This window comes from Mycobacterium barrassiae (assembly GCF_025822765.1).
Taxonomy (GTDB): Bacteria; Actinomycetota; Actinomycetes; order Mycobacteriales; family Mycobacteriaceae; genus Mycobacterium; species Mycobacterium barrassiae.
This window is the reverse complement of record NZ_JACKUK010000036.1, coordinates 66,676-81,764: the sequence shown is the minus strand read 5'-3', so window position 1 is coordinate 81,764 and position 15,089 is coordinate 66,676. Positions and strand designations below refer to the sequence as shown.

Genomic DNA, 15,089 nt, shown 5'->3' with positions numbered 1-15,089 from the left:
ACTTTCGTTCTATGCAGGATCCCGCGAACCCACCGAGCCGCAAGGCGCCGCTCGTGTGGGCGCTGGGCGCGGCAATTCCCTGGACGATGTTCGCGTTAGGCCAGCTGGTGTGGTTCGTCATCGACCACAGCCGGTGGTGGCTGAACGCGCTCGTGGCGATGGCGACGGCCGTCGGTGTGGTCCTGTTCGTCGTGGTGGTTCCGTTGTGGCGGTTCCGCGTACACCGCTGGGACGTAAGTCCGGACGCGGTGTACACCCGCACGGGATGGCTTGTGCAGGAACGGCGCATCGCCCCGATATCCAGAGTGCAGACCGTCGACACCGAACGCGGGCCGCTGGACCGCCTGTTCGGCCTTGCGAATGTCACCGTGACGACGGCGTCGTCGGCAGGTGCGGTACGCATCGTCGCGCTGGACGTCGACGTCGCCGACCGCGTCGTCGCGCAACTCACCGACATCGCGGCGATCGGCGCCGAGGACGCCACGTGAGTACGCCCGTTGACGGGGGTTGGAACCGGCTCAGTCCTCGCATGCTGTTGGTGCATCCCGTTCATGAGGTGCTGCGGCAGATCCCGGTGATCATCGGCACGGTCGTGCTGGGCTCGGCGACCGGGAACCCGATGTACGCGGTCGTGGTTCTCGTGTTGACGGTGGCGTTCGGCATCGCCCGCTGGTTCACCACGAGCTACCGCATCGGCCCCGGCGAGGTGCAACTGCGGACGGGAATCCTGCAACGCAAGGTACTTTCCCTTCCGCGCAACAGGATTCGCTCGGTGTCGACGGATTCCAGGCTGCTGCACCGGCTGCTCGGGCTGACCGTCGTGCGGGTCAGCACCGGTCAGGCGGCGACAGGGGACAACGCATTCGCGCTCGACGCGGTCGTGGCCGACGAGGTGCCGCGGCTGCGCGCGATTCTGCTGGCCGATTCGTTGGCACCCGACGTCGAGCAGCCGACGATGACGCCGGGGCGGGTGCTCGCCCGTTGGCAGCCGTCCTGGCTGCGATACAGCCCGTTGAGCTTCACCGGTCTGGCGATGATCGCCGCGGCGGCCGGCCTGGCTTATCAAGTGGGTGCGACTGCGGCACTGCGTGATTCGCGGCTCGAACAGTCCGGCGCGGCGTTGGCAGACCGCTTCGGTATCGCAGTGATCGTCGTCGCCGTCGTGGTGCTGGTGCTGTTCGCGTCGTCGGTGTTGTCGGTGCTGCAGTCCCTTCTGACGTACGGAAACCTCGATCTGCGGCGCGACGCCGACGTCCTGCACCTCAAGCACGGGCTGCTGCGGGTGCGCGAGCACACCTTCGACATGCGCAGGTTGCGTGGCGGAACGCTGCGAGAGCCGTTGCTGGTCAGGATGTTCGGCGGCGCCCGGTTGGACGCGGTGATGACGGGGGTCGGCGGGGCGGGTGAAGCGTCGACGTTGTTACCGCCGTGCCCGAGGTCGACCGCCGAAGCGGTGCTCGCCGAACTGATCGCCCAGCCGGACGCCGTGTGGGGGCCGCTGCGCCGGCACGGGCCCGCGGCCACTCGCAGGCGTTGGACGCGTGCCCTGGTACTGCCCGCGTTGGCTGCGATCGTGCTGCTGATCGTCGGCGTGCCCGCGTGGGCCTGGGTGGTGCTGGCGCTGCTCGGCGTCTGCTGTGCACTGCTTGCCCACGACCGCTCACGCGCGCTCGGCCACCGGGTGGGCGACGGCTGGCTGGTGGCGCGGACCGGAAGCCTTCATCGCAGGCGCGACTGCATCGCTGGACCCGGCATCATCGGATGGACCGTGCGGCAGACCCTGATGCAGCGCCGAGCCGGCGTGGCCACGCTGATCGCCGCCACCGCGGCAGGCGTCAAGCACTACCAGGTGATTGATGTGCCCGCGGACATCGCCTGGTCCATTGCGGCCGCGGCGTCGCCGTGGGTGGCGAACTGCAAATGGGCAGGTGACTTGGGTAACTCGGGGTGACCCCGACTTGCATTGATTCAGCCGCCGTTTACTGTCGGGCCATGGCGATCGGTGGTGTGTTGTTCGACATCGACGGCGTCCTGGTGACCTCATGGCAGCCCATCGCGGGCGCCGCGGAGGCGTTGCAGACCCTGGCCGAGCACCAGATCGCGTGCTCGTACCTCACGAACACCACCACCAAGACCCGGGTGCAGATCGCCGAGCTGTTGACCAATGCGGGCATGGCCGTGCGCTCCGACGAGGTGATCACCGCGGCCGTGCTGACCGCGGAATACGTCCGGCACAACTATCCGGATGCGCGGTGCTTCCTGGTCAACAGCGGTCAGATCGCCGAGGACATGCCCGGCATCGACATCGTGTACTCCACCGAGTTCAGCGGACCCGAGGCGCCGGAGAAGCCCGACGTGGTGCTGCTCGGCGGGGCCGGGCCGGAATACAGCCATCTGACGCTGTCGTGGGTCTACGACTGGATGTCCCAGGGCATCCCGGTGGTGGCGATGCATCGCAGCACGGCCTGGACCACCAGCGCCGGTCTGCGCATCGACACCGGCATGTACCTGATCGGCATGGAGCAGACGTCGGGGCGCAAGGCCACCGCCGTCGGCAAGCCCGCACCCGAGGGGTTCCTCGCCGCCGCAAGCCGTCTCGGTGTCGACCCGGACGAGATGTACATGATCGGCGACGACCTCAACAACGATGTGCTGCCCGCACAGGTGGTGGGCATGACCGGGGTGTTGGTGCGCACCGGCAAGTTTCGTCAGGACACGTTGGACCGGTGGGCGGCCGACGAGTTCGCGATGCAGCCCAACCACGTCATCGATTCGGTCGCCGACCTGCCGGGGTTGCTAGGGTTGTAGCGATGTCTGCGCCGGGGATGTGGCAGCGGGTCGAGCGGATGCTGCTGCAGCGGGGGATCAACACCTATCTGGAACTCGCATTGTGGATCACGTTGGTCTACATCGTGATCGGCGTCGGATACACCGTCTTCCACGTCGAGCTGATGAGCGAACTTCAGGCGGCGCTCACCGGAACCTTCCCGATTTTCTCCGATATTGCGGCGCTGGTGGTCATGGTGGCTGCGTGGCCGTATCTCTGGGCGACGTCGTTTCTCTGCGGCGTCGCCGGGTGCGGCTTGTTCTGACGATTACTTCCGGCTCCGGCAGCGGTCTGTATCGACATGACCAATGAACGCGTACACGCCGTCGTGACCGTCAACGCAACCCCCGAGGCGGTCTTCGACGTACTGGCCGACCCGTCGACACACCAGGCGATCGACGGCACGGGATGGGTCCGCGAACCCCTCGACAGCGCACCCCTTGCGGAAGTGGGTCAGATCTTCCGGATGGCCATGTACCACGACAACCATCCCGAGAAGGACTACGAGATGGCCAACCGGGTCGAGGTGTTCGACCCGCCGCGCGCCATCGCCTGGCAGCCGGGCCAGGGCCCGGAGGAGCGTGGCTACCTCCTGCATGGCACCGAGCGGGAATTCGGCGGCTGGATCTGGCGCTACGACCTCGAACCGGTGGGGCCCGGCCAGACGCGGGTGACGCTGACTTACGACTGGTCAGGGGTGCCTGCGCATATGCGCGATATCGGGTTTCCGCCGTTTCCGACCCAGCACTTGGACAATTCGCTGAAGAACCTGGCCGGGCTCGCAGAGCGGTAGGGCCCTCAGGCCGTATCGTTGGCTGTCGTCACTTCTCGCCGAGGGGTAGCAGCCGATGTCGCAGAGGGACCCTGTGTTTGGTCTTCTCGGGCCGTTGCAGCTGTCGGTCAACGGCAATGCGGTGCCTATCGGCACGCCGAAGCAGCGGGCGGTGTTGGCGGCGCTCGTGATGAACCGCAACCGGCCGATGGCGGCCGATTCCCTGATCAACGCTGTCTGGGGTGAGGATCCGCCGTCAGAGGCCCGCGCGAGTCTGCACGCCTATGTGTCCAATCTGCGCCGACTGCTTTCGACGGTGGGCTTCGACGGTAAGACCATGCTCGAGAAAGTGTCGCCCGGGTACCGGCTGAATGTCGCGGAGCTGGACGTCGACCTCGGGCGGTTCATCCACGAGCGCAACGAAGGGGTGCAGGCCGCGACCGCCGGCCGATTCGACGAGGCGAGTAGGCATTACCGAGCGGCGCTGGCCCAGTGGCGCGGTGAGATGCTCGAGGACCTTCGCGGCTTCGACTTCGTCTCCGCGTTCGCGACCGCGATGGCAGAGGACCGGATCGCCACCCACATCGCCCTCGCCGAATCCGAGATCGCATGCGGGCGAGCCAAAAACACGATCGGGGATCTCGAGCGGCTGGTGGCCGAGCATCCGTTCCGGGAGCCGGCGTGGGAGCAGTTGATGATCGCCTACTACGTCTCGGCGCGGCAGTCGGACGCCCTCGATGCGTTTCAGCGGCTGAAGATGGTCCTGGCCGAGGAACTCGGTATCGACCCGAGCGCGCAGCTACGCGACCTTCACGAACGGATCCTGCGGCAGGAGCCGATGGATACCAAGCTGGGTGGGGACACCACGATCCGCGCCACCTTCATCAGCCTCGCGAACCGCACGGCCATCGACACCGGGAAGGCGCGCGCACAGCTGCGGTCGGACTCCGGTGAGTGTTTCGAGGTGAAGGGTGTGGCGACGCGGATCGGGCGGCGATCCGACAACGACATCGCCCTTGCGGATCCGAGGGTCAGTCGCCACCACGCGGTGATCATCGACACCGGGACCAGTTTCATCCTCATCGACGCGCGCTCGGCCAACGGAGTCGAGTTGGACCACAAGCGAATTCGTGGCAGTGCTCCACTGGTCGACGGATCCCACGTGCGTATCGGCGACAGCCATTTCCGCTTCGAGATCAAGTCCCAGTAGCGTCAGAGGTCGCGGACGGCTTCGATCCTCGCGCGTAGCTGATCGCTGGTCGCCGCCGCGATCGGCGGGCCTCCGCAGATCCTGCGCAGCTCGTTGTGAATCCACCCGTGCGGTTTACCCGTGCGGTGATGGGCGATCGACACCAGCGCGTTGAGTTCGCGGCGGAGTTCGCGCAGCTGTCCATGCGTCGACGGGCGGGGCACCTCGCCGGACGCCGTGCGTTTGGTGAGCTGCTCCTCCTGCCTCCGGCGCAACAGGTCGCGCATCTGCTCCGCATCGAGCAAACCCGGGATGCCGAGATAGTCGGCCTCCTCCTCGCTGCCCGCAGGCGTCGCCGTGCCGAACGAGGAGCCGTCGAAGATCACCTGATCCAGCTCGGCGTCGGCGCCCAGATACTCGACACTGTTGTCGAGCTCGCTGGGCTCGCTCTGGCGCCGCTCGACGAATTCCTCGTCGCCCTCGGTCTCCCGGTGTGGCTTGCCGAGCACGTGATTGCGCTGCGCCTCCATCTCGCTGGCCAGCAGCAGCAGATTGGGCACCGACGGCAAAAAGATGCTCGCGGTTTCGCCGGGCCTGCGCGACCGCACAAAGCGCCCGATGGCCTGGGCGAAGAACAGCGGGGTCGAGGCGCTGGTGGCGTACACGCCGACGGCCAGCCGGGGGACGTCGACGCCTTCGGACACCATGCGCACCGCGACGAGCCAGCGGCTGGTGCCCGCGGAGAACTGGCTGATGCGGTCCGACGACCCGGGGTCGTCGGAGAGCACGACCGTCGGCGCCTCGCCGGTGATCTTGGTCAGGAGCTCTGCGTATGCGCGGGCGGCGGTCTGGTCGGAGGCGATGACCATGCCGCCGGCGTCGGGAACATGCTGGCGCAACTGCCGCAGCCGGGTGTCGGCCGCGGCGATGACCGCGGGCATCCACTCGCCCGCCGGGTTCAGCGCCGTGCGCCATGCGCGTGCGGTCTGCTCGGCGCTGAGCGGCTCACCGAGGCGGGCCGCGTGCTCCTCGCCCGCGCTGTCGCGCCAGCGCGCCTCGCCGGAATAGGCGAGGAACACCACCGGGCGGACGACACCGTCGGCCAGGGCCTCCGCGTAGCCGTAGGTGTGATCGGCCTGCGAGCGCAGCAGCCCGTCGGCGCCGCGTTCGTACCTGACGAACGGGATCGCGCTGTCGTCGCTGCGAAAGGGGGTGCCCGTCAGCGCGAGCCGGCGGCTGGCGTCGCTGAACGCCTCCAGCATGGCCTCGCCCCAACTCTTGGCGTCGCCGCCGTGGTGGATCTCGTCGAACACGACGAGCGTGCGATGGTTCTCGGTGCGCACCCGATGCCGCGTCGGGTGGCTGGCCACCTGGGCGTAGGTGACGACGACACCGTGGTACTCCGACGAGGTCTGCGCCGACGAGTTGGAGAACTTCGGGTCGAGCGCGATGCCGACCTTCGAGGCCGCAAGTGCCCACTGGATCTTCAGATGTTCGGTGGGCACCACTACCGTGATCCGGTCGACCACACCCGTGGACAACAGCTCTGCGGCGACCCGTAGGGCAAACGTCGTCTTGCCCGAGCCAGGTGTCGCGACCGCCAAGAAGTCACGCGGCGCAGCGGTGAGATACCGCACCAATGCCCGACGCTGCCAGCCTCGCAAAGCCTGGGTGTCGGGCGCTGAACTAGCCCGCACCCAAAGCTCCTTGTTCTGATCGGAACGCGATCGGAGCGAGCCTAGCGCAACGGATTACGACTGCGCACGTTTCGGCGTGTCGGCTATTGCGTGTCTCTAGACGAAATAGTTGTCGTTCTTGATGAACCACTCGGAGCGTTCTTCGTCGGACAGCTCGGCGAGTTGGGCGAGGCCTTCGAAGTACGCCTCTCGCGGCGCGCCCGGAGCAAACAACATCAGGATCGAGACGGGCGCGTCGGCGTCGTTGCGGAAACCGTGGATGCCCCCTGGCGGCACGTAGAGGAAGTCGTTGGGATGCCCGTCCATCCAGTCGTTGCCATCGTAGAGCTTCAGTGTTCCCGAGAGCACGAAGAAGGCTTCGGACATGGCGCGGTGAAAGTGCGGGCCCGGTCCGCCCCCGTTGGGCGCGATGTCGACGCGGTACAGGCCGTAATCCCCGTCGGTGGCTTGCTGATTGGCCAGATAGTGGTACTTGACGAGGCCGAACGAGTCGTAGTCCGGAGGGGCAGTACCTGGCCGAAGCCAGGCACTGACCTCCGGCTCATCGCGGGTGTACCGCGGCGGTGGGTAGGGCGGCACAACCAGTGACATCCCTACCCACCCTGCCACAGTCAGACCAGCGCGGGAACCGGGAAAGTGACGCCGGTCAGCTCCTCAGAAACTGCCCATAGCCGACGCTGCGCATCAACGTCATGAGACACCCGGTTGGATGCCACGACCACGGGATAGCCCCGCTGCTCGATGAATCCGTCCGGGCCGTAGTACTGGCCGCCGATCACGCCGGGATCGGTCGCCGCCCGCAGCGTGGGTAGTGCACCCATCTCAGCGGACGCGAACGACCACTCCAGCAGCGGCAGGGCGGCGGCGAACGGTCGCGGCAGGTTTCGTCCCAACTCGGTGCGCGACCCGCCGGGGTGCGCCGCGACCGCGATCGTCTGAGTGCCTTGCAATCGACGCTGCAGTTCGTAGGTGAACATCAGGTTGGCGAGCTTGGCCTGGCCGTATGCGCCGACGCGGCCGTAGGCGCGGTCCCACTGCAGGTCGTCGAACCGGATGCCGTTGCGCGCGAACCGGTGTCCGACGCTGCTGACCGTGACCACCCGCGACCCCTCGGCGACAAGAAGCCGGTCCAACAGCAGACCAGTCAACGCGAAATGGCCCAAATGGTTGGTACCGAACTGCATTTCGAAGCCGTCGGCGGTCTTCGACTTGGCGGTCATCATCACGCCGGCGTTGTTGATCAGCAGGTCGATGGTGTCGTAGTCGGAGCGGAGTTGGTCGGCGGCCTCGCGGACAGACGTCAGCGAGGCCAGGTCGAGCTGTTGCAGGGAGACGCGGGCGCTGGGAGCGCTACGGGTGATGAGGTCCGCGGCTGCCCGACCCTTGTCGAGGTTGCGCACGGCCAGCACGATGTGCGCGCCCTTGGCGGCCAACGCCTTGGCGGTCTCATAGCCCAGACCGGTGTTGGCGCCGGTGATGACGGCAGTGCGACCGGTCTGATCCGGCATTTGAGCGGTTGTCCACTTGGACATGAGGTCTCCTCGGTAAAGTGGTAAGCGGAGCGTGCGCCCCGGTTGACGACAACTATACGGAACGCACGCCCCGCTTAGTCCATTCCCGGGGGAGAAGTTGACCCAGACCGAACGACCATTGCGTGCAGACGCGGCCCGTAACCGGGCCCGCGTGCTGGAGGTCGCCTACGACACCTTCGCCGCCGAGGGACTTTCGGTGCCGATCGACGAGATCGCGCGGCGGGCCGGCGTCGGTGCGGGCACCGTGTACCGCCACTTCCCGACCAAAGAGGACTTGTTCCGTGCCGTCGTCGAGGACAGGATCCGCGGCATCATCAGCGAGGGTCGGCGGGTGTTGGTCGAGGCCGAGCCCGCGGATGCGCTGTTCGAGTTCCTCCGGGCGATGGTGCTCACCTGGGGTGCGACCGACCGGGGTCTGTCCGAAGCGCTCGCGGGGGTCGGGGTCGACGTCGCGAAGGCGATGCCCGAGGCGGAGGGGGAATTCTTCGCGATGCTGGGTGAGCTGCTGTCGGCGGCGCGGGACGCCGGGGCGGTGCGTCGGGATCTTTCGGTGCGCGACATCAAGACGATCCTGGTCGGACTGCAGGCCATGCAGAGTTACAGCGACGAGGCGGCCGAGCGGCTCACCAGCGTTGTCTTGGACGGCCTTCGCCCCCGGTGAACGATCTTGCACTCGCCATGGTTGAGTGCTAAAAATGCAGTTGGCACTCGCGACCGGTGAGTGCTAGGTCGGGACGGTGAGGCAGGGGCCGCACACGCGGAGCACATCCCCAGCCGTCCGTCGCGGGCACTGCACCCGGCCGACATACGTGCATCCCCGATCCGGAGGAAACACTTCGCAATGGCCAAGACAATTGCGTATGACGAAGAGGCCCGCCGTGGCCTCGAGCGGGGCCTGAACAGCCTCGCCGACGCCGTAAAGGTGACGTTGGGCCCCAAGGGTCGCAACGTCGTCCTCGAGAAGAAGTGGGGCGCCCCCACGATCACCAACGATGGTGTGTCCATCGCCAAGGAGATCGAGCTGGAGGACCCGTACGAGAAGATCGGCGCTGAGCTGGTCAAGGAAGTCGCCAAGAAGACCGATGACGTCGCGGGCGACGGCACCACCACCGCCACCGTCCTGGCTCAGGCGCTCGTTCGCGAGGGTCTGCGCAACGTCGCCGCGGGTGCCAACCCCCTCGGCCTGAAGCGCGGTATCGAGAAGGCCGTCGAGAAGGTCACCGAGACGCTGCTCAAGTCGGCCAAGGAGGTCGAGACCAAGGAGCAGATCGCTGCCACCGCCGCGATCTCGGCCGGCGACACCCAGATCGGCGAGCTCATCGCCGAGGCCATGGACAAGGTCGGCAACGAGGGCGTCATCACGGTCGAGGAGAGCAACACCTTCGGCCTGCAGCTCGAGCTCACCGAGGGCATGCGCTTCGACAAGGGCTACATCTCGGGTTACTTCGTGACCGACGCCGAGCGTCAGGAAGCGGTCCTCGAGGATCCGTACATCCTGCTCGTCAGCTCGAAGGTGTCGACTGTCAAGGATCTGCTTCCGTTGCTGGAGAAGGTCATTCAGTCGGGCAAGCCGCTGCTGATCATCGCCGAGGACGTCGAGGGCGAGGCCCTGTCGACCCTGGTGGTCAACAAGATCCGCGGCACCTTCAAGTCCGTCGCCGTCAAGGCTCCGGGCTTCGGCGACCGCCGCAAGGCCATGCTGCAGGACATCGCGATCCTGACCGGTGGCCAGGTCATCAGCGAGGAGGTCGGCCTCTCGCTGGAGACCGCTGACGTCGCGCTGCTGGGCCAGGCCCGCAAGGTCGTCGTCACCAAGGACGAGACCACCATCGTCGAGGGCGCGGGTGACTCCGAAGCCATCGCCGGTCGCGTGGCCCAGATCCGCAGCGAGATCGAGAACAGCGACTCCGACTACGACCGCGAGAAGCTGCAGGAGCGCCTGGCCAAGCTGGCCGGCGGTGTTGCGGTGATCAAGGCCGGCGCTGCCACCGAGGTGGAGCTCAAGGAGCGCAAGCACCGCATCGAGGACGCCGTTCGCAACGCGAAGGCAGCCGTCGAGGAGGGCATCGTCGCCGGTGGCGGCGTGGCGCTGCTGCAGTCGGCCCCGGCGCTGGAGGAGCTGAAGCTCAGCGGCGACGAGGCGACCGGCGCGAACATCGTTCGCGTGGCGCTGGAGGCTCCGCTGAAGCAGATCGCCTTCAACTCGGGTCTCGAGCCCGGCGTCGTCGCCGAGAAGGTTCGCAACTCCGCTGCGGGCACCGGCCTCAACGCCGCGACCGGCGAGTACGAGGACCTGCTCAAGGCGGGCGTCGCCGACCCGGTCAAGGTGACGCGTTCGGCGCTGCAGAACGCGGCGTCCATCGCGGCGCTGTTCCTGACCACGGAGGCCGTTGTCGCCGACAAGCCGGAGAAGGCGGCTGCACCTGCGGGCGACCCGACCGGCGGCATGGGCGGCATGGACTTCTAAGTCTGTCCAATCCGGAAAAGCCCCGGCTCGCTTGGCGAGTCGGGGCTTTTCCGTGGATTCGCCTAGCGCAAAGTCGCGCTGAGAGAGCGTCCGCGGCTATATATGCGCGGCGAAGCTCTCAGGCTGACGTTGTGATCGGACGTCGATGTTCCCGTCTGCGGATGATTGCTCGAATGTCCTCGACGACCGCGTTCCAGCGATGCACAACATCCTGATAGGTCAGCCGAATCACCATGAAGCCCAATCCCGTCGCGACCCGGTCTCGCGTCCGGTCTACCTGATACTTGGACAGGTGGTGCTCTCGGCTGTCCGCTTCGATGATGAGCCGATTGCCCACAAGAAAATCGACGCGCCCTACTCCGGGAATCACCACTTGAGTGCGCAGGTGGATTCCCGCGGCCCGCAGTCGCAATCTGATGATCGTCTCGGTACCCGACTCGCTTTTGGGGTCGCAACGCTCGGCAAGATCGTGGCGTGCGAACCGCGACGCTGCCACGATCGTTTTGGCGTCGGCCATCTGGATCATCCGCTTGTTCAGCATCGAGTCCAGCACAATGACGAGCCCCTCCGCGTCGAGACAGTTCGCCGCGGACGCGACCGCGATTTCCGTCGGATCGACGGCGCTGAGGACGGGTGGGTCCAGACGGTGCGGGTGGCAGGATCGAACTCCGGAGCGTGACCTGCGCGCTCGTGCGGAGTAGCGAACGTGCAATCCGGAATCGGGAACCCACACGCCGCGCAGGCGCAGAGCCGACACGCAGGCCAGTGCACCTCCGGAAGAGACGGCGCGGACGACATGAGCGTCGGCGGAAGAACTGGCGTACCAACCCCGCCGCACCGGCAGCCAGCCCTGCGTGAACAGCGTGTTGATCTGCGGTCGCGACCACCCTGCCGTGCGCAACTGGGCCGCGGATACGACTCCGCCATTCGCTGCGACGATGCGCTCGATCTCGGTCACCATTCCATCGCAGCCCACCAGGGCGGCGGTCGAAAGGGCGCCGTTGCCGACCTGTGGATAACTCGGCTGGCTACTTCTTGAGCGGCAAGCAGTCGTGCAGGCCGTCGGGGCTCGTCGCGACGGAGTCGGACGTGGCCCTGCGATGCAACACCGCGCGGGTGGGTGCGACCGTCAGTCGGTCGTCGGTCACCTCGGCGCGGCCGTCGACGATCAGCGTGTACCCGCCGGGCTCGGCCGGCGGCCAGACGACCGTGACGTCGGGATGCTCGCCCGCGTTGCGACGGGTGCTCGAGCCCATCTGCCCGACGTCGAACACGCCGTCGTTGAGCACCGGATCGACAGCCACAGTGTGCGCGCGGTAGTCGTCGCCGACGGTGATCAGATAACCGAACGAGAAATCCGCCAGCGCGTCGGCGAGTTGGTCCAGATCCACCTTGACGCTCATGAACCGAGGATACGAGGCATAGGGAAGATTTCCACCACGTCGCGGCGTTGAGCGAAAACATGACCCGGATGTCAGCGATCGGATCGTTCGCCGCCAAGCCGATCGACGACGACGAGGCGCTGGTCGACGTCACTGTCGATCTGCCGACGCTACGGCAGCGCGACGTCCTGGTCCGCGTCCTGGCGGTCTCGGTGAACCCCGCCGACGTCAAACAGCGCGCTGCTCTGCAGCCGTCCAAGACGCCGACCATCCTCGGATACGACGCTGCGGGAATCGTGGAAGCCGTTGGGCCCCAAGTGGAAACGCTGTCCGTCGGCGACGAGGTCTGGTATGCCGGCGACATCACCCGCCAAGGCAGCAACGCCGAGTTTCAGGCGGTCGATGAGCGCATCGTCGCACCTAAGCCCACGTCGCTGTCGTTCGCCGAGGCGGCGGCGCTGCCGCTGACCACCATCACTGCGTGGGAGACGCTGTTCGAGCGATTCGGCCTGACCAAGGACTCGACGGGCGACCTGGTGGTGCTCGCCGCCGCGGGCGGCGTCGGCTCGATCATGATCCAGTTGGCCAAGGCGCTGACCGGCGTGCGGGTGATCGCGACCGCCAGTCGCGACGAGTCGTGCGCATGGGCCGAGCGTATGGGTGCCGACGCCGTCATCAACCACCGCCATCTGCGTGACGAGGCGCTGGCGGTCGCCCCCGACGGCGTCGACTATCTGTTCTCCCCTCACTCCAAGGGCAACATCGCCGACTACGCCGCGATTGTGCGGCCGTTCGGCCACATCACCGCGATCGACGAACCGCCGGGTCTGGACCTGCTCGATCTGAAGCAGAAGAGCATCGCGTGGCATTGGGAGCTGATGTTCACCCGATCGATGTTCGAGACACCCGACATGATCGAACAGCAGCGCCTGCTCGCCCGGACCGCCACGCTGGTCGACGAGGGCACGCTGCGCACGACCGTCACCAAGACCATCGACGACTTCACCGCTGCCGGTCTGCGCGAGGCTCACTGCGATGTCGAGACCGGCCGGATGACCGGCAAGGTCGTCGTAACCCGTTGAGCTAGTTGGCCGGCGCGGGCTGACGGCCGCGGATCAGCTTGCCGGGACGAGCGGCGGTGGGCTCGCCGTTATCCGCGATGACCTCTCCCGACACCACCGTCATCACATAGCCGTCGGCGGTCTGGTCCAGGCGGCGTCCGCCCGCGGGCAGATCGGACTTGACGATCGGGCGGTGCAGGTGCAGCGCGTTGGCATCGATGACGTTCACGTCTGCCTTGTACCCGACCGCGAGGCGCCCGCGATCGTTCAGCCCGGCGATCCGGGCGGGCACGGACGTGAGCTCCTTGATCACCTGATTCAGCGGGAGCCGCCCGGACTTGCGATCGCGGACCCAGTGCGTCAGCAGATACGTGGGATAGCTTGCGTCACAGATCATTCCGTAGTGCGCACCGCCGTCGCCGAGGCCGAGTATCACGTCGTCGCGCTGGATCAGTTCGGCGACTGTGTCCAGCGAGCCGTCGCGGAAGTTGGCCAAGGTGACCAGCAGCATGGCGTGCCCGTCGTCGTCGAGGAGACGATCGTAGGCCTCCTCCAACGGAGTCACACCGCGCGCACGGGCCCGGGCACCGATCGAATCCGACGGCGCCGGTTCGTAATTCGGCGGATCGCCGAGCGGGAACATATAGTCCCATGCCTGCGCTGCGAACATCAGCGGATGCCCGTCGCTACTCGGGTGGTCGTTCAGGATACGTTCGCGCACTTGCGGATCCCGCATCCTGGCGACGCGCTCGGCCAGCGGCAGGTCCGCGATCTGCTGGTAGGACGGATACATCACGAACGGGTTGCCCGACAGCTCGAGCCCCAGGATCAGGCCGATCGGCCGCGGGAAGATCTGACCGGTGACGTCGCCGCCGTTGGCGTTGGCCTTCTCCACCATCGTGAGTGCATCGAGGTGGATGGGCGGGCCCGCGTTGCCGATCGCCATCGTGAACGTCACGGGTAGCCCGACCTCGCCTGCGACGTCGAACACCGCCCCAAGGGATTCCTGATAGTCACTGGCCATCAGGTCGGGCACGAATTGCAGCAGTCCGCCGCCGGCGTCTTCGATGCCGCGTGCGATCGCCTCGATCTCGGCGTAGTCGACGTCGTAGCTCGGGATGGGTTGGCCCTGGATGGTTTTGTGCAATGTCAGGCGCGACGACGCGAAGCCCAGCGCACCGGCCCGCACCGCCTCGGCGGCGAGTTTGCGCATCAGCGAAAGATCTTCGGCGGTGGCCGGTTCGCGGTCCACGCCCCGTTGGCCCATCACGTACACGCGCAGGGGGGAGTGGGGGAGGAAGGCGGCGACATCGATATCGCGACGGCGGGAGTCCAACGCGTCCATGAACTCCGGGAAGGTCTCCCAGGTCCACGGCAACCCGTCGACCATCACGACGCCGGGGATGTCCTCGACACCGGCCATCACGTCGACGAGCACGTCGTGGTCCTCGGGGCGGCACGGGGCGAAGCCGACGCCGCAGTTGCCCATCACGGCGGTCGTCACACCGTGCGCCGACGACGGGTTCATCCGGTCGCTCCAGATCGCCTGCCCGTCGTAGTGGGTGTGCAGGTCCACGAAGCCGGGCGTGACGAGCAGGCCCGTCGCGTCGATCTCTCGCTCGCCCGTACCTTCGACGGCGCCGACCGCGGCTATCACACCGTCGGAGACGGCGACGTCGCCGACATATGGTTCGCCGCCCAAGCCGTCGACGATGGTGCCGTTGCGAATGACCAAATCGAATGTCATATATCGAATCTACGATGGCCGGGTGATCGACCACTTCGGAATCAACTGTGCAAACTGGGATGAATCCAAAGCCTTCTACGACAAGGTGCTCGGGGTGCTCGGATACACCCGCCAAATGGACTTCCAGGTGGCCATCGGCTACGGCAGAGACGGCAAACCCGACTTCTGGATCGCCGACATGAACGCGGGCGACGCGACCGGGCCGAACCGTGAGGTGCACTTCGCGTTCCAGGCCGCCGACACCGACGCTGTCCAGGCGTTCTACGACGCTGCCATCGAGGCGGGAGCCGAATCCCTTCATGCGCCGCGGCTGTGGCCGGAGTATCACCCCGGCTACTACGGAGCGTTCGTGCGCGACCCGGACGGCAACAACATCGAGGCCGTTTTCCACGGCGGGGGTCCCCAGAGCTGAACT

Annotated in this window: 16 protein-coding genes; 10 read left to right on the top strand and 6 right to left on the bottom strand. The window is 66.7% G+C overall.

Annotation, left to right across the window (positions count from 1 at the left end; translation table 11 throughout):
• Positions 1-11: 11 nt before the first annotated feature.
• From H7J93_RS24420 to H7J93_RS24395, 6 genes are read left to right on the top strand one after another with little or no spacing between them, the layout of a single operon-like run.
• On the top strand, positions 12-488 hold the full coding sequence (locus H7J93_RS24420; RefSeq protein WP_267308870.1) for a PH domain-containing protein: 477 nt from the start codon (positions 12-14) through the stop codon (positions 486-488).
• Positions 489-529: 41 nt separating this feature from the next.
• A complete protein-coding gene (locus H7J93_RS24415; RefSeq protein ID WP_267308954.1) occupies positions 530-1,951 on the top strand; it encodes a PH domain-containing protein in 1,422 nt (473 codons plus the stop codon).
• Between the two features lie 41 nt (positions 1,952-1,992).
• The gene (locus H7J93_RS24410; protein WP_267308869.1) at positions 1,993-2,808 is read left to right on the top strand and encodes an HAD-IIA family hydrolase; all 816 of its coding nucleotides are present in this window, start codon (positions 1,993-1,995) and stop codon (positions 2,806-2,808) included.
• 2 nt (positions 2,809-2,810) lie between these two features.
• On the top strand, positions 2,811-3,092 hold the full coding sequence (locus H7J93_RS24405; RefSeq protein WP_267308868.1) for an addiction module protein: 282 nt from the start codon (positions 2,811-2,813) through the stop codon (positions 3,090-3,092).
• 36 nt (positions 3,093-3,128) lie between these two features.
• Positions 3,129-3,620, top strand: a complete 492-nt coding sequence (locus H7J93_RS24400) for an SRPBCC family protein (protein ID WP_267308867.1) — start codon at positions 3,129-3,131, stop codon at positions 3,618-3,620.
• Between the two features lie 55 nt (positions 3,621-3,675).
• On the top strand, positions 3,676-4,809 hold the full coding sequence (locus H7J93_RS24395) for a BTAD domain-containing putative transcriptional regulator (RefSeq protein ID WP_267308866.1): 1,134 nt from the start codon (positions 3,676-3,678) through the stop codon (positions 4,807-4,809).
• 2 nt (positions 4,810-4,811) lie between these two features.
• Here H7J93_RS24395 and H7J93_RS24390 read toward each other — a convergent pair whose 3' ends face one another.
• The 3 genes from H7J93_RS24390 to H7J93_RS24380 form a co-directional block, all read right to left on the bottom strand.
• Positions 4,812-6,485 (bottom strand): DEAD/DEAH box helicase, encoded by a 1,674-nt coding sequence (locus H7J93_RS24390; protein ID WP_267308865.1) that lies wholly within the window; start codon positions 6,483-6,485, stop codon positions 4,812-4,814.
• Between the two features lie 96 nt (positions 6,486-6,581).
• Positions 6,582-7,076, bottom strand: coding sequence for a cupin domain-containing protein (locus H7J93_RS24385; protein ID WP_267308864.1), 495 nt, complete (start codon positions 7,074-7,076; stop codon positions 6,582-6,584).
• 20 nt (positions 7,077-7,096) lie between these two features.
• On the bottom strand, positions 7,097-8,017 hold the full coding sequence (locus H7J93_RS24380; RefSeq protein ID WP_267308863.1) for an SDR family NAD(P)-dependent oxidoreductase: 921 nt from the start codon (positions 8,015-8,017) through the stop codon (positions 7,097-7,099).
• A gap of 97 nt (positions 8,018-8,114) precedes the next feature.
• Between H7J93_RS24380 and H7J93_RS24375 the strand changes: the two genes are divergently transcribed.
• Together H7J93_RS24375 and groL are read left to right on the top strand one after the other, a co-directional pair.
• The gene (locus tag H7J93_RS24375; protein WP_267308862.1) at positions 8,115-8,678 is read left to right on the top strand and encodes a TetR/AcrR family transcriptional regulator; all 564 of its coding nucleotides are present in this window, start codon (positions 8,115-8,117) and stop codon (positions 8,676-8,678) included.
• 180 nt (positions 8,679-8,858) lie between these two features.
• Entirely contained in the window at positions 8,859-10,484 is a 1,626-nt protein-coding gene (gene groL / locus H7J93_RS24370) for a chaperonin GroEL (RefSeq protein WP_267308861.1), read from the top strand.
• A gap of 118 nt (positions 10,485-10,602) precedes the next feature.
• On the opposite strand, the gene H7J93_RS24365 is transcribed toward groL, so the two are convergent.
• Positions 10,603-11,445, bottom strand: coding sequence for a type IV toxin-antitoxin system AbiEi family antitoxin domain-containing protein (locus tag H7J93_RS24365; RefSeq protein WP_267308860.1), 843 nt, complete (start codon positions 11,443-11,445; stop codon positions 10,603-10,605).
• Between the two features lie 67 nt (positions 11,446-11,512).
• On the bottom strand, positions 11,513-11,887 hold the full coding sequence (locus tag H7J93_RS24360; RefSeq protein WP_267308859.1) for a pyridoxamine 5'-phosphate oxidase family protein: 375 nt from the start codon (positions 11,885-11,887) through the stop codon (positions 11,513-11,515).
• A 59-nt stretch (positions 11,888-11,946) separates the two neighbouring features.
• Between H7J93_RS24360 and H7J93_RS24355 the strand changes: the two genes are divergently transcribed.
• Positions 11,947-12,948, top strand: a complete 1,002-nt coding sequence (locus tag H7J93_RS24355; protein WP_267308858.1) for a zinc-binding alcohol dehydrogenase family protein — start codon at positions 11,947-11,949, stop codon at positions 12,946-12,948.
• Position 12,949: 1 nt separating this feature from the next.
• Here the strand turns inward: H7J93_RS24355 and H7J93_RS24350 are convergent, their stop codons facing one another.
• Positions 12,950-14,674, bottom strand: a complete 1,725-nt coding sequence (locus H7J93_RS24350) for an N-acyl-D-amino-acid deacylase family protein (protein WP_267308857.1) — start codon at positions 14,672-14,674, stop codon at positions 12,950-12,952.
• Positions 14,675-14,696: 22 nt separating this feature from the next.
• On the opposite strand from H7J93_RS24350, the gene H7J93_RS24345 reads away from it, so the two are divergent.
• Positions 14,697-15,086 carry a VOC family protein gene (locus H7J93_RS24345; protein ID WP_267308856.1) on the top strand — a complete coding sequence of 130 codons (390 nt, stop codon included), beginning with the start codon at positions 14,697-14,699 and terminating at the stop codon, positions 15,084-15,086.
• The last annotated feature ends 3 nt before the right edge of the window (positions 15,087-15,089 follow it).